General features: G+C 46.2%; 11 protein-coding genes. 3 read left to right on the top strand and 8 right to left on the bottom strand.

All coding sequences use genetic code 11. From position 1 onward, the window contains the following. Positions 1 to 489: 489 nt before the first annotated feature. The 7 genes from Cabys_RS13370 to Cabys_RS13340 all read right to left on the bottom strand — a co-directional run bounded on the left by Cabys_RS13370 (position 490) and on the right by Cabys_RS13340 (position 11457). The gene (locus tag Cabys_RS13370) at positions 490 to 3039 is read right to left on the bottom strand and encodes a putative LPS assembly protein LptD (RefSeq protein ID WP_006926615.1); all 2550 of its coding nucleotides are present in this window, start codon (positions 3037 to 3039) and stop codon (positions 490 to 492) included. A 237-nt stretch (positions 3040 to 3276) separates the two neighbouring features. Then, complete coding sequence (gene pruA, locus Cabys_RS13365; RefSeq protein WP_006926614.1) at positions 3277 to 4908, bottom strand: L-glutamate gamma-semialdehyde dehydrogenase; 1632 nt, start codon at positions 4906 to 4908, stop codon at positions 3277 to 3279. Between the two features lie 231 nt (positions 4909 to 5139). Next, complete coding sequence (locus tag Cabys_RS13360; RefSeq protein ID WP_006926562.1) at positions 5140 to 6726, bottom strand: IS1182 family transposase; 1587 nt, start codon at positions 6724 to 6726, stop codon at positions 5140 to 5142. 264 nt (positions 6727 to 6990) lie between these two features. Further along, a complete protein-coding gene (locus tag Cabys_RS13355) occupies positions 6991 to 8679 on the bottom strand; it encodes a hypothetical protein (RefSeq protein WP_044280930.1) in 1689 nt (562 codons plus the stop codon). 92 nt (positions 8680 to 8771) lie between these two features. After that, positions 8772 to 9089 (bottom strand): FtsB family cell division protein, encoded by a 318-nt coding sequence (locus tag Cabys_RS13350; protein WP_006926611.1) that lies wholly within the window; start codon positions 9087 to 9089, stop codon positions 8772 to 8774. Positions 9090 to 9134: 45 nt separating this feature from the next. Beyond that, positions 9135 to 10418, bottom strand: a complete 1284-nt coding sequence (eno, locus tag Cabys_RS13345; RefSeq protein ID WP_006926610.1) for a phosphopyruvate hydratase — start codon at positions 10416 to 10418, stop codon at positions 9135 to 9137. Positions 10419 to 10680: 262 nt separating this feature from the next. After that, positions 10681 to 11457: an SDR family oxidoreductase gene (locus Cabys_RS13340; protein WP_006926609.1), complete on the bottom strand. Its 777-nt coding sequence runs from the start codon at positions 11455 to 11457 to the stop codon at positions 10681 to 10683. A 479-nt stretch (positions 11458 to 11936) separates the two neighbouring features. Here Cabys_RS13340 and Cabys_RS13335 point away from each other — a divergent pair, with 479 nt between their 5' ends. From Cabys_RS13335 to Cabys_RS13325, 3 genes are read left to right on the top strand one after another with little or no spacing between them, the layout of a single operon-like run. Beyond that, positions 11937 to 12512: an RNA polymerase sigma factor gene (locus Cabys_RS13335; RefSeq protein WP_006926608.1), complete on the top strand. Its 576-nt coding sequence runs from the start codon at positions 11937 to 11939 to the stop codon at positions 12510 to 12512. Next, positions 12509 to 12955 (top strand): zf-HC2 domain-containing protein, encoded by a 447-nt coding sequence (locus Cabys_RS13330; protein WP_006926607.1) that lies wholly within the window; start codon positions 12509 to 12511, stop codon positions 12953 to 12955. The genes Cabys_RS13335 and Cabys_RS13330 overlap by 4 nt, the downstream gene beginning before the upstream one ends. Then, positions 12952 to 13272, top strand: coding sequence for a YbjQ family protein (locus Cabys_RS13325; protein WP_006926606.1), 321 nt, complete (start codon positions 12952 to 12954; stop codon positions 13270 to 13272). Before Cabys_RS13330 ends, Cabys_RS13325 begins: the two co-directional genes overlap by 4 nt. A 108-nt stretch (positions 13273 to 13380) precedes the next feature. Here Cabys_RS13325 and Cabys_RS13320 read toward each other — a convergent pair whose 3' ends face one another. Further along, complete coding sequence (locus Cabys_RS13320; RefSeq protein WP_006926605.1) at positions 13381 to 13965, bottom strand: energy transducer TonB; 585 nt, start codon at positions 13963 to 13965, stop codon at positions 13381 to 13383. Positions 13966 to 14030: the final 65 nt, after the last annotated feature.

The following is a 14030-nucleotide window of genomic DNA, read 5'->3' as shown; positions in this document are numbered from 1 at the left end:
CATTCCCGCGCACGCGGGAATCCCATTCACTTTGCCGGGGATTCCGGCTCTCGAAGGGCTCGGCCGGAATGACACCGGACAGTCATTCCCGCGTAAGCGGGAATCCCTTCCAACATGCCGGGGATTCCGGCTCTCGCAGGGCTCGGCCGGAATGACACCGGGCAGTCATTCCCGCGCAAGCAGGAATCCCTTTCACTCACCACCAGTCATTCCCGCGTAAGCGGGAATCCCTTTCACTCACCACCAGTCATTCCCGCGCACGCGGGAATCCCTTTCACCTTTCCACGTCATTCCCGCGTAAGCGGGAATCCCTTCCAACATGCCAGGGATTCCGGCTCTCGCAGGGCTCGGCCGGAATGACACCGGGCAGTCATTCCCGCGCAAGCGGGAATCCCTTCCACTCACCAACAGTCATTCCCGCGCACGCGGGAATCCCTTTCACTTTGCAGGGGATTCCGCCCCCGCTACGCTCGGCCGGAAAGACAGGCATTAATAATAGCCACTAAAACGCGTGGCCCGGCGTTTGGTGATTTTAATATCCTGCAGAGCGCTGGCCTTTACGTTAATCTGAAAAAAGTAATAGCCGATTTCCGGTTGCCAGTTAAAGGACATTTCCCAGCAGTGCAGGTCGCGGTAAATGCTGAAGTTTTGCGAGGCTATTTTACGCTGTTTAACGTCAAAAATGGCGTTCCAGCTGATCTTCCAGTTTTTGGTCAATTGAATGCTGGCGCTGGAGCTGAGTCCAATGCGGTGACGATTGTCCGCGTCGCGCAGACGGTCGTAGGTGTAATTCAGATTAAAAGACAGCGACCAGGGGATGTTGACCTTTTTAGCCTGATTAATGTAATCTTCTTCATCGTATTGAATGTCCTGGCTTTCCAGAATACCTTCACTGCTCAGAGCTCTGGCCAGCGAGTCGGCGGCGGCCTGTCTGGTTTCTTCCTTTGACTTTTTCTTTTTCTGGAAGGTTTTTTCGCTAATTCTGAGATTATACGACGTGTTAAGATAGATCAACTTCGGAAAAGTATTAAAACGGTTAACGCGGCGGTTGTTGGCGTTAAGCTGATACAGGGTGTGCACCGTTCTAAAGCTAAACGAACGCCCGAAAATGCGTGTGCGGAAGTTGCCGGAGATATTTCCCCATTTTAGACTATCCGCTAAAAAATTATAGCTGGTAGAAAAATTGGCGGTAAGCAGATCGATCTTCTTTTCTTTGCCTTCTTTATCGATCAGTTTTCCCTGAAAAAAGTTGTTCACGCTGATGCGCAGGCTCTGAGTTCGCGAGGTGGGCGTTCCGCCGTAAGGCGAATTTTTAAATTTATCGATTTTGGTGATCACGCCGCCGGTGTCAATTCTGGTAAAATAACCAAAAAACGGCGACGAAAAGTCCGGCGTGTAGCGCAGAGAAACGGAAGGATCCAGCTTGTGCCGGATATACTTCAGCGAGCCGATATTGGGTTCAAACAAACCGTAAAGAGTGGTTTTTAGGCCCACTCCGGCGCTAAAGGTGTGCCGTGCGGCAAATTGTTTTTTCTTTTTTTCGATGATCGTTTTACTTTGCGGATCGTATTGGGCCGTCACGATTTCATCCACCCAGTCCTCGGTCAGGCTGAGATTAGGCGAAATATTGAAATAGCGAAAGATTTTGGTCGTGGTCGAAAAGCCCATTTGGTGACGAGCGCCCTGGATAGAGGTGGTTTTGAATGTGCTATCGCTCTGGAGAACTCTGGAGCCGCGGCGCACCATTTGCGAACTTAAATTAAAATAGATATTCTGGTACCATTTGCGCTGAGCGCCCAATTTATTGCCTGTTAAAAATTCATAAAGGGTTTTGTTGGGAAAATTAACATTGACATTGGGCAGAGTGTAAGAGGTGTTGCCCGTTTGTAAATTTTCGTTGCGCGAGGCGTTAACCGTTAAACTGATCTGACTTTTTTTCCAGCGTTTAGAAAAGGTTAAATGCGAGGTAATGTTTTGATTCAGACGATCTTGTTGATTCGGCGAAAGCTGCCGGGCGAACTGTTTGTCGCTGGAAAAGGAACCGGAGCCGGAAATACTCATCGTTGGATCGATGATCTGACGGTGGTTAAAGCGAAAACGCCAGCGTTCAACGGAGCGGCCCGTGGTCGGGTCGCGCGGAAAATACTCGCCATTGAAGCGCCCGTTCAATTTGTAGCGCACATTGTAACGCAAACTGGTGCGATAGGCAAAACCGATTTTGTCGTAAAAATCCATCAAAAAAGCGGCGTCAAAATAGTCGCTGGGCGCCCAGTAGTAACCAAAGCTGCGCAAAAAACGGCCGGTGGATGCGCCTTCGCCATATTTGGGAATGACAATGCCAGAATGCCTTCCGCGTTTGTTGGGGAAAATGCCAAAGGGAAACCAGGCCAGCGGAATGTCGGCAATGTAAAAAGTGATGGGGCGCGCAACAATTTTATCTTTAATTTTAACGCGGATTTTTTCGCTCTGAAAATAGAAGTGCGGGTGGTCGATATATTCGCAGGAGGTAAAAATGCCGTCCTGTACCAGCAGAGTGCTGTCGGCAATGCGGTAGATGCGCTGACCGCGATAAAATCCGGGCTCCATCTGTGTTTTGCCCATGATCACCTTACCGCGCTTTGTCTCAAAATTGTATTCGATCTGGTCGCCGGTAATGGGATCCTGCCCCACATCCTTAAAAATCGGTTTACCGCGCACCACAGGCGTGCTGTCCGGCGCCAGAGAATCGGCCAGACCGGAAGCAAAGAGGAGTTTTTGGCGTTGATTGAGGCGAATGTAGGCCGCTTTCAATTCCATGTTCAGGTAGTTCAGTTGCGCATCGCCGATCAGTTCGATGACATTTCCGCTGTCGGAAAGGGCGATAAATTCCGCTTTGTATTTGATCGGTCCCTTTAATTCGCTGCCCTTATCCCTGGTAATGGTTGAGTCGGTTTTTAGGGAATCTCCGGCTTCCACCGATAAGGTATCTGATGAAGCGTTTTGTGCAGATAAATAACCGATGAGTAAAAATGCGAACAGAAATATCAGCCGGAATTTCATTGATTTGTCGTTCCAATCCTGCTTAATGGACCTGAGTTCAACATTTACGCCAAAGAGCGATGAAAAGATTCATCATTCAAATCATTGCAAAATTAAGAATATTGGCAGATAATAACAAATGCTTGTGCATGGGAGTGAGGGATGAGCTTAAAAAAAAGAAAAACCCACTACCGCCTTTCCCATAATACCAGAAAGGCGTGTAGTGAGTTTTTAGTTCAGGCAGATTTCAGAAAACGTTTACTTATCGCCCATAAAAGGGTAAGTCCAGTCTTCTGGCGGGACCATGGTCTCTTTAATGGAACGGACGTTCATCCAGCGGATCATGTTCAGATAGCTGCCGGCTTTGTCGTTGGTTCCGGAAGCACGCGCGCCGCCAAAAGGCTGCTGGCCCACAACGGCCGCGGTTGGTTTGTCGTTGATGTAAAAGTTGCCGGCCGCGTTGCGCAGTTTGTCGGACATGATACGCAATGCCTGGCGATCCTGGGCCCAGATGGCGCCGGTTAATCCGTAAGGCGAGGTGTTGTCGCACAGTTCCAGGGTTTCTTCGAACTGCTCGTCTTTGTAAACGTAGATGGTTAACACCGGTCCAAAGATTTCTTCTTCCATGGTTTTAAATCTGGGATTGGTGGTTACGATGGTCGTCGGTTCGATGAAAAAGCCTTTGGAGTCGTCGTATTTACCGCCGGTAATGATTTCGGCTTCGTCAGATTTCTGGGCGTAATCGATGTACGAGGTGATGGTTTCAAAAGCGCCGCGGTCGATAATGGCCGTCATAAAGTTGCGGAAATCGGTGGGCTCGCCCATTTTGATCTTTTTCACTTCTTCGATGTACATCTCTTTGAACTCCGGCCACAGCGATTCGGGAATGTACATGCGCGAGGCAGCCGAACATTTTTGTCCCTGATACTCAAAGGCGCCGCGAATGGTGGCCACGACCAGCGGTTTGATTTTGGCTGATGGATGCACAAAGATGAAGTCTTTACCGCCCGTTTCGCCGACGATGCGCGGGTAGTATTTCATTTTGTGGATGTTTTCGCCCACCTTGCGCCACATGGCCTGGAAGGTGTTGGTAGAACCGGTAAAGTGGATGCCTGCCAGATGTTCGCTTTCCAGAACCGGATCGCCTACCTGCGCTCCGCTGCCAGGAATGAAGTTGATCACGCCGTCGGGTAAGCCGGCTTCCTGTAGCAATTTCATGATAAAGTAGGCGGAATACACCGCGGAGGAGGCCGGTTTCCACAGAGCCACATTACCCACGATGGCCGGCGCGGTGGGCAGGTTGCCGGCGATTGAGGTAAAGTTAAAGGGCGTTACGGCAAAAATGAAACCTTCCAGCGGCCGATATTCCATGCGATTCCAGAACCCTCTGGGCGAGTATGGTTGTTCTTCCATCAATCGGGCCATGTAGTAGGTGTTAAAACGCCAGAAATCGACTAACTCGGCCACGGCGTCAATTTCGCTCTGGTAGGCTGTTTTAGACTGCCCCAACATGGTGGCCGCATTCAATGTGTAGCGCCATGGGCCGGCCAGCAAGTCAGCAGCTTTTAAGAAAATAGCCACGCGGTCTTCCCAGGGCATTTCGGCCCATGCTTTACGCGCTTCCAGAGCGGCGTCAATGGCCATTTGCACCTCTTTGGCCGTGGCCTTGTGGTACACGCCCAGCTTGATTTTGTGATTGTGCGGCGTGCGCATCTCAGCCGTACGACCGGTAAAAATCTCTTTGCCGCCAATAATTAACGGAACTTCGATTTCCTGCGACTGCAGTTCTGCCAGTTTATCTTTAAGAGCCTTGCGTTCGGGCGTTCCGGGGGCATAATCGTAAACCGGTTCGTTAACCGGCGTCGGTACTTTAAAATAGGCGTTGGACATATTTCAACCTCCTTTATTTTGTCAGGTTTGCTTGATTGCGATCGGTACAATATACGCAGCAAAGCAAACTAAAAGCAATACTAACGGTGCGCTTTTTTGATGTAATTAATGCATTGTTTTTTAAAAAATTAAGCGCCATATTTTAAATATTCAATTCAATACATATTTATTATGTGAAAAGGAGGGGATTCCCGCTTACGAGGCTGTTGCATGGGGGGGAGGAATTAATGCTTATATTCTCCGATATTGATAATTTTTTCTCATTCTTAAGCGTTGGGCAAAATATAGAATTAAAAACGCCAAAATATTCTTTGAAAATAAAATTAATAGATCATCTTTTTCTTGTGATGCTGTTATAAACGCTGCTAAACGTTTCCCTAACATATTTTTAAATAGAACATTAATATTATGCCCAATACACATTAACGTAAATTCACTACGAACATTATTAAGACCAGATAAGGAAAATCCACGATAGCCTAAATTATGCTTCAAGTTACCAAAAACAGGTTCAACTGTCACCGAACGCTTTTTTAGTCGTTCCTGCGCCGCTGAAGTTTGTAACTTTTTCGCCATACGTTCGCAATAACTCTCATTAACTGAACGATGGATTTGCTTAACTTTCTTTTTACTGGAAATGCATAAATTAATTAAGGGACAATCCTGACAATCATTGGAACGATATACGATCCGTTCGCTATTTCTCTCAACTGGAAAAAGCTTCTTACCCGTCGGACATTCATAGTAATCTCCCTGTTCATGATACACAAAATCACTTCGTTTTAGTTTTCTTTCTTCTTTTTGCAATTCTTCCTTGGAGGTTGGTGTCTCCTTTATCGAACGATTGGATAACTGGGGATCGGCTATTACGGCATCAATCTGCTTTTCTTCCAATTCTTTTAGGTCTGTGCTATTGTGATAACCGGAATCGGCCGTGTAAGATCGCTTATCATCTGAACCAAGATTCTTCTCTACTTGTTCTTGAATCGGTATGAATTGACCCTGGTCGTTGGGCTGGCTTACGACTTCATGAGCTACTATTAAATGACTGGACATATCTACGCCTAATTGTGCGTTATAGCCCGGTCCATCCACCGAAGGCATCATGCGGGCATCCGGCTCTTTTACATTTATTTGATGTCTTGAACGGTGTTCTGATTTGAGCTGTTTCTTACGCTCTTTCAATTGGGCTTTACGTTCTAATATCTCTTTCTCTAAGCGCTCAAGCCGTTCTTTCTCCGCTCGAAGAGTTTCTAAATCTAATTCATCCGTGGCCCCCTGTTCTACAAAATTACAGCGCTGCATGTATTGCTTGATCTCTGCTCTTAACTTCTCTATACGTTTGTCTAATTGATCCTCAGTGTAGCCATGACGCTTACTGCTGTGCGCTTTGATTTTCGTGCCATCTATGGCTATCTGGTTGAAACTACTTATGCCTTCGGCCTGGGCAATTAAAAGTATCTCTACAAAATATTGGTCTAATAAATCCAAATGTGCCTTGCGAAAACGACTTAATGTACTATGATCCGGATGCTGATTCCCAGTGATATAAATGTAGCGCGTATCATATTTACACAATTCCTCCAGCTTACGGGTGCTGGTAATGCCGTTACTATAAGCATAAAACCATAAGGCAAGCATCATGTCTGGGGCATAAGAATCACCGCCTTGTGAACTATAACGGGAATAAAGTGCACTTAAATCAAGGCGCGAAACCAACTCCACTACAAATCGACTCTTTGGATCGTCTCTGGCAAAATCTTCCACACTATAGCCAAAGAGATTCATTTGTGAGCGATTATAAGTAATAAAACTCATGGAATTCCTTTGTTATTACTTGTTTTATCTGTCGCCCAGAATTTACAAATTTTTTGAATTTTACTCAAACTGAATTTGCAACAGCCTCTTACGCGGGAATGACGTGGAAGGGTGGGAGGGATTCCCGCGTGCGCGGGAATGACTGTTGGTGAGTGGAAGGGATTCCCGCTTGCGCGGGAATGACTGTGGGCTTGCGCGGGAATGACACCATCGCCTGTCATTAATAAGGACCGCCTTTGCATAAAGAAATTTCTTGTATCTGTCTTAAAAATAATAATTTAGGCGTAGTTTTCCTGAAAGATAGCGGGTATTTGGCAAACGACTGTCATCCACTTGCTGGTAAGAGAGCGAGGCTAAAAAATTGATGCGCGGCATAAGCGTGTAGCTCAATTCCACGTACGGCCCTTTGTTAATCAAAGTTCTGTTTAAAGTTTTGATTGGCACATGACGCCACTGTCGCCTGCGGTAGTAGGTAAAACCGACTTCCAGTTTAAACAGTAAAAAATGCGTGTTTCTTAAAAAGAGCGTAAAAAATTCCGTTTGATACGATTGCAAAACCTGCTGGGCAAATTCCTGACTGAAAAAGGTTCCTTTGTCTTCCAATTCCAGCCGGGCATAAGCGCCCAGGTATTGAAAGGTGTAATAGCGAATCATTAAAGAATCGCTAATGATGTATTTGCGGAAGACAAAACTGCGGGGTTCGCTGAATAGTTGGTCAAAGTCGTAAACGGTGTAGTTGGCCAGCACTTCGGTGCTCAGTCGGTTAGAAACGGCACCGTACTGGTAAAGCAGGCGCGGATTTAACTTGTAAATGCGATTCCAGCTATTGCTGGCGCTGCGTTCTTTGTAGATGTAAATCTGGTGGAAAAGATAAGCGTAAGTCAGCAGATCCAGAGTCAACACGGGACTGATCTGCCAGGAATAACGGATATTGAAAACAAATCGTTGTTCGTCGCGGTCGTCGTTGTTTACCACAGAATCGGGCGTGTCGTACTGGGATTTTACGTAGGCAAAGTTAAACATCAATCGGTGTTTTGGATTAATGTAATAATTCAAATCGGCGTTAAAAGCGCTTTGACGGGTGCGGCTGTCGGTCACGGTGCCGGCATTGTCCTGGGTTTCGTCTGAGGTGCGAAAGGTTAATAAAAAATTTAAACGACGCCCTAAGTGCAGGTAGCGAAAATAATTTTCAAAAAGGAAGATGGAGCGGCCGTTAAAGTACGAGATCTCTCGCGATTGCAGGCGCGTTTGTACCAGCAATCGATTGGTGGGGCTCAAATCGTAATACAATTTATTTTGTAGTTCTCGCTGGCTGATTGTAACCTGCTCAATGGAATCGGCAACGTAATATTCTTTGGAAAGATCATTCCAGCGAACAAATAAGGAATCCATGCTAAATTTGGAAAAACGGGAAGTGAAGTAAGCGTTAACATCGTATTCTCTGTTTTGCCTTTCCGGGTAAAAATCGAGGTTGGCGCTGGCTTTAAGATCGGCTGTGTAGGCGTTAAAATGATATCGATCCAGGTGCAGCCGGCCGCCGGTGTCCCAGCCCCAGTCCACATGCGAACGATTTTTGGCGTTCTGATAGCCCAGGTAGGGCGTGAGTTTTATATTTTGCAAAAAGGTGTTTTCAAAAAACAATCCCAGCCGATGATTGCCAAATTGATTGTTTAGCGACACCTGTTTGTCGCTCTGATACCAGCTGTAAAAATAGAGTCCGGCGTTAAATCGCTTACGTTTCCAGTAAATCAAACCGTCCAGGGTGTGTTCGTCTTTCCATTTTTTTTTGCCTTCGGCGGGAATCAATAAATTGCTCTGAAAACGATCGCGCACCAACCAATTGAGATTTGAGGTGTCCTGACTCTGTGCGGAGAATGTGCCGATCCAGTTGTAGGTGTTGATTTGTTTGTAAAAATCGGTGGTTAACTGTCCCGGCAATTTAAGCTGTTGCACTTCGGGCACCTGAGAGCGCAAGTTTAGCGCAAAAATAAGCACAAAGTAAAGGATAAAATATCGCGGTTTCAGTGATCCGATCCCTTTAATGGTTACTTTTCCTTGATAATTTTGTAAACCTTTTCGTCTTTCTTTTTCATATTATACTTTTCTCTGGCGATTTTTTCAATATAGTCCAGGTCGTTTTTTAAGCGTTCGGCTTCTTTTTTTAAAGATTGCTTTTCATTTTTGAGGGACTGGATTTCTTTTTGCAGGGATTTTTTGTAAGTGGTTTGTTTAAAATACTGGATAACGCTGCGTGGTCCGGAAAAAAATAATAAATAGACCACGGCAAAAATAAAAAACCCGATCAGGATTTTTAAAATGTTTTTAGGTGTGGTCTTGTTGCGTTTTCTTTTTTTAGTTTTCATGATTTTTAAAAGCCTGGCAGAAAGTTTCTGCCAGGCTCCTCTGAATTAGCGTTTAAAAGCTTTGCGTCCCAAAAAGACGGCGTTTTCGCCCAGGATGTCTTCAATTCTTAAAAGTTGATTGTATTTGGCGATTCGGTCGCTGCGCGAGGCAGAACCGGTTTTAATCTGACCGGCGTTGGTGGCCACAACCAGGTCGGCGATGGTGGCGTCTTCCGTTTCGCCGGAGCGATGGGAAACGACGGCTGTCCAGCCGGCCTTGTGCGCCATTTCAATGGCGTCCAGGGTTTCGGTAACGGTTCCGATCTGATTCAATTTGATCAAAATGGAATTGGCCACATCCATGTCAATGCCTTTGGCCAGCAACTGTGTGTTGGTTACAAAAATATCGTCGCCAACCAGTTGAATTTTGCCGCCCAGTCGCTGGTTCAAAATTTTCCAGCCGTCCCAGTCGTCTTCGGCCAGACCGTCTTCGATGGAGATGATGGGGTATTTTTCAACCCAATCGGCGTAGTAGTCAACCATTTCGGCGCTGGTCAATTCCTTGTTTTCCGAGGCCAGAATGTAACGTTGTTTCTCTTTGTCGTAAAATTCGCTGGAGGCGGGGTCAAGGCAGATGAAGATCTGCTCGCCCGGTTTGTAGCCGGCTGCTTCGATGGCTTCGATGATCAAATCCAGCGCCTCGCGGTTCGACTTTAAATCGGGCGCAAATCCGCCTTCGTCGCCAACCGCCGTGTTGTAGTTGCGTTTTCCGAGTACTTTTTTAAGATGATGGAACACTTCGGCGCCCATGCGCAAAGCTTCGCGGAACGATTCGGCGCCGGCCGGAGCAATCATAAACTCCTGAATATCTACATTGTTGTCGGCATGTTTGCCGCCATTCAGAATGTTCATCATCGGAACGGGCAGCACTTTGCCGTTTACACCGCCGAGATACTGAAAGAGGGGCAGCCCCACGGAGTCGGCAGCGGCCTTAGCCACGGCCATGGATACGCCTAAAATGGCGTTGGCGCCCAGTTTACTCTTGTTCGGCGTGCCATCAAGGTTGAGCATCAGGCTGTCAATAAAAGGCTGATCGGTGGCTTCGACGCCAATTAATTCTTCGGCAATGATGTCGTTTACATTTTGTACGGCTTTCAAAACGCCTTTGCCCAGGTAGCGGGCAGGATCGCCGTCGCGTAATTCAACGGCTTCATTTTCACCGGTGGAGGCGCCGGAGGGAACCGCGGCGCGCCCTAACGAGCCGTCGTCCAGCAGTACTTCCACTTCAATGGTGGGATTTCCACGACTATCTAAGATCTCCCGTGCATAAATATCATCGATCAATGGCATGGTTTTATCCTTTCCTGTTTTTTAATCTGACCGGTTTTTAATATTAACATTTTCACAAAATAAACAGTGATCGCAAAAAGTTCAAAAAAATCTTTCAATGAAATTGTTACAGCGTTTTATTCAACACAAAAAGGAGTAACAAGTTCCTGCGCCAGACGAAACCGGCCAACAAACATTCTTTTGCTTTATTGGCCAGGGGCTCTGCACGCCGACTTTGATCGATTCAACCCCTAAACCTCTAAACCTCTAAACTCCTAAACGCTTACCCATTCTCTTCTCTATGTACAATGGTGGCCGAAGCCTGAGCCGTGGGAAAGATGACAACATCTGCAATTTGTACGTGCGGCGGACGACTGACGATAAAGACGATGGTTTCTGCAATGTCCTCGCCTGTAAGAGGCTGCATGCCGCGGTACACATTTTTGGCCTTTTCTTTGTCTCCTTTAAAGCGGACGATGCTAAATTCCGTTTCTACTAAACCGGGATCCACGGAAGAAACACGGATGGGCGTATCCACCAGGTCGATGCGCAATCCTTTGGTTAAAGCGTCAACCGCATGTTTGGTAGCGCAATACACATTACCTCCAGGGTAAACCTCGTGTCCGGCAATGGAGCCAATGTTAACCACATCGCCCTTACCGCGTTTTACCATGCCCGGTACCACGGTGCGCGTTACGTAGAGTAAGCCTTTGACATTCGTATCGATCATTGCCTCCCAATCTTCCACTTCGCCTTCATGCAATCGGGAAAGGCCGAAAGCCAGGCCGGCATTATTGATCAAAATGTCAATATTTTTCCAGAATTCCGGCAGGCCGTTAATCGCCGTTTGAACCGCTGCAAAATCGCGTACATCCACAGGTAAGGCAATCCAGTTGGCTTTAAAACGTTTTTTTATCTCTTCGCCTACGGCTTCCAGGCGTTCAATGCGCCGGCCCAATAATATAACGCTGGCTCCTTCACGAGCCAGGGCGATGGCGGTGGCTTTCCCAATTCCGCTGGTGGCGCCGGTTACAAGGGCAATTCTTCCTGTTAAAGACATCGTACCTCCTATTCCGTTTGCTGTGTTCTTTAACTATTGTCTTTTTTGTGAATTTATTTTATTTTCGTAAATTTACAAATAAAACTAATAGAAGTCACGGGGAGCGTGTACGAATGAGTGCGGCTTAGGTTGAGCATGAGCCGTTTTCTCATCTGGAACGCAGTGGAGAGAGGAGTCTCTTTAAAAAGGTAAAATCTCTTAAATGTTTTAATATTGAGTTCACTTAAAAAAGGTATTTTTTACCATTCCAGTAAAAAAATCCTTTAAAGGATGGATTGTCTTATTGGATTTTGAAGTTTTCTGAGGGTGTCTCAAAAGCGAAAATTAAAAAAAATAGGGAAAAGTTTACAATAGCCCTCACCTCCTGCCGCTTTTCTGGAGAGCGTGATCATGTGGGCGCAGTCATTTACTCTGGCGGGATAATTCGTCAGTAAAAAACATTTCCGTCCGAATGAATAAATTAATGGCAGAATTGTAATATGATGCAAGAAGAATTAAAAGAAAGCGAACTAAGCGATCGGCAGGCGATTGAAGCCTGTCTGGAAGGCGATAAAGAAAAGTATCGGATCATTGTTGAGCGATACAAAGAACGCGCCTATTACATGGCCTTGATGTTTGTCAAAAACCACGAGGATGCGATGGATTTGTCGCAGGAGGCGTTTTACCGGGCGTACCGATCGCTGGCGGATTTTGATCCCGGGCGGCCGTTTTACAGCTGGTTTTATCGGATTTTAAAAAACCTTTGCATTAATTTTGTGAATCATCACAGGCGAAAACAGCCCATGGATGATGACATGGAGCGTCAGGTTCAGGCGGAGGGAACTTTTCCGGACGAAGTTTTTGAAAAAAACGAACGGGCCGAAATTATCTGGCAGGCTCTGTCGCTGCTGGATGAGAAGGATCGGGAAATAATTGTTTTGAAGGAATTTAATGAATTTTCGTATCAGGAAATAGCCGATGCATTGCAAATACCCATAGGCAGTGTGATGTCAAGACTTTACTATGCCCGAAAGCGTTTGTTAAAAAAGCTAAAACAATTTGAGGGCGATTTATGAAATGTGAACAGGCACGTTTTTTGATGATGGGCTATCTGGACGGCGAATTAGATGAGAAACAAAAGGCCGAGTTTTTAGAACATTTAAATAGCTGCCCTGACTGTCAGGCAGAATGGCCATCTTTTAATCAACTAAAGGAGGAAAGCAAAAAAATGAAGTTCCGCGCCCTGCCCGAAATGTACTGGGACGAGTACTGGCAACAGGTTTATAATCGTATTGAGCGGGGGATCGGCTGGATTCTTTTTAGTCTGGGGGCAATTATTGTATTGGCATTTGCAGGCTACGAAGTTTTGAAAGAGTTCTTTTTAGATGCCTCTCAACCGCTTGTTTTGAGGATTGGTATGGGACTTTTGATGTTTGGTTTTATCGTATTGTTTGTCTCTGTTTTGCGAGAAAAGTTAATGGTTCGGCGTCATGACAAATATCGGAGGATAATTAGATGATCATTACAACAGCAAGTGAAATTCCGGCAAATGAGATTGTGGAAATTTTAGGCGTGGTCGAAGGAAACACGATTCGTGCGCGTAATATTGGCAGAGATATTTTAGCTGTTTTAAAAGGCCTGATCGGCGGAGAAATTGAAGAATACACCAAACTACTGGCGGAATCCAGAGAACAGGCCCTGGACCGCATGAAGGCCATGGCTGCAAGCCGTGGGGCAGACGCTGTGATTAACGTGCGTTTTTCGACTTCTTACATTATGAGCAATGCGGCTGAAATTCTGGTTTACGGTACGGCCGTTAAACTTAGAAAAAAGTAACAGGGCAAAAAAGACAACTTTGCCAGCGTTCGCCGCGGGTTAGGGAATCAAAGATTTGTATTTTTTGGATAAAGTCCGAATGAGCCTCAGGCGGGGAAGGTTAAAACTTTATTTAAACTGATACGTTTTGGTGATCCAGTATTCTACCTTGTTCTGGTTCAGGCTGATGGTTTCCCAGCGCGATTTGCGCGCGGCCGCCAACACTCTGCGCACGGCTAACGGATTTTGCGTGGAATTGGAAAGCACACGGTAGTCTTTCATGCGGCCGTTTTTGTCAATTAAAAGCTTTAAAACCACACTGCCTTTAAGCTGCAGATCATCCACCTGAGGCAGAACTTCTATGATCTGGCGGGGCATGAAGGGCAAATCGTCTTCGCTTAAGGGCGCGTCGCCCATCAAGACCTGGCCCTTAGCCGTCAGATGTTCAGAAGATTCAATGGGCACTTCTTCCAGCATCTCCAGCTCTTCGCCTGCCACCGGGATCGCCGGTTTTAAGGGCGGAGGCGAAGCCTTTTTAAGCTGGACGGTTCTGGGAATTTCCAGAATTTTCAGCTCTTCAATCTGAATGGCCGGCAGCGTATATGAAATGCGATTGAATCGTGGAAACAGCCGGAATAACACCACCAGAGCAAGGAGTACAATAATAAAACTTATTTGCAGTGTTCGAATGTAATTGCTGCGTTTTACAAACATGATCCATTCAAATTTTCAGTCCTATTGTTTAGTAAATTTAAACTGCCGGTAAAAGTTTCCGCTAA

The organism is Caldithrix abyssi DSM 13497 (assembly GCF_001886815.1).
Lineage (GTDB): Bacteria > Calditrichota > Calditrichia > Calditrichales > Calditrichaceae > Caldithrix > Caldithrix abyssi.
This window is presented reverse-complemented; position numbering and strand designations above follow the sequence as displayed.

Bases quoted from the DNA above. Each gene is read 5' to 3' on its own strand.
- Cabys_RS13335 (WP_006926608.1), top strand. From the start codon at position 11,937: ATGATGCAAGAAGAATTAAAAGAAAGCGAACTAAGCGATCGGCAGGCG.
- pruA (WP_006926614.1), bottom strand. From the start codon at position 4,908: ATGTCCAACGCCTATTTTAAAGTACCGACGCCGGTTAACGAACCGGTT.
- Cabys_RS13340 (WP_006926609.1), bottom strand. From the start codon at position 11,457: ATGTCTTTAACAGGAAGAATTGCCCTTGTAACCGGCGCCACCAGCGGA.
- Cabys_RS13325 (WP_006926606.1), top strand. From the start codon at position 12,952: ATGATCATTACAACAGCAAGTGAAATTCCGGCAAATGAGATTGTGGAA.
- Cabys_RS13370 (WP_006926615.1), bottom strand. From the start codon at position 3,039: ATGAAATTCCGGCTGATATTTCTGTTCGCATTTTTACTCATCGGTTAT.
- Cabys_RS13330 (WP_006926607.1), top strand. From the start codon at position 12,509: ATGAAATGTGAACAGGCACGTTTTTTGATGATGGGCTATCTGGACGGC.
- eno (WP_006926610.1), bottom strand. From the start codon at position 10,418: ATGCCATTGATCGATGATATTTATGCACGGGAGATCTTAGATAGTCGT.
- Cabys_RS13360 (WP_006926562.1), bottom strand. From the start codon at position 6,726: ATGAGTTTTATTACTTATAATCGCTCACAAATGAATCTCTTTGGCTAT.
- Cabys_RS13320 (WP_006926605.1), bottom strand. From the start codon at position 13,965: ATGTTTGTAAAACGCAGCAATTACATTCGAACACTGCAAATAAGTTTT.
- Cabys_RS13350 (WP_006926611.1), bottom strand. From the start codon at position 9,089: ATGAAAACTAAAAAAAGAAAACGCAACAAGACCACACCTAAAAACATT.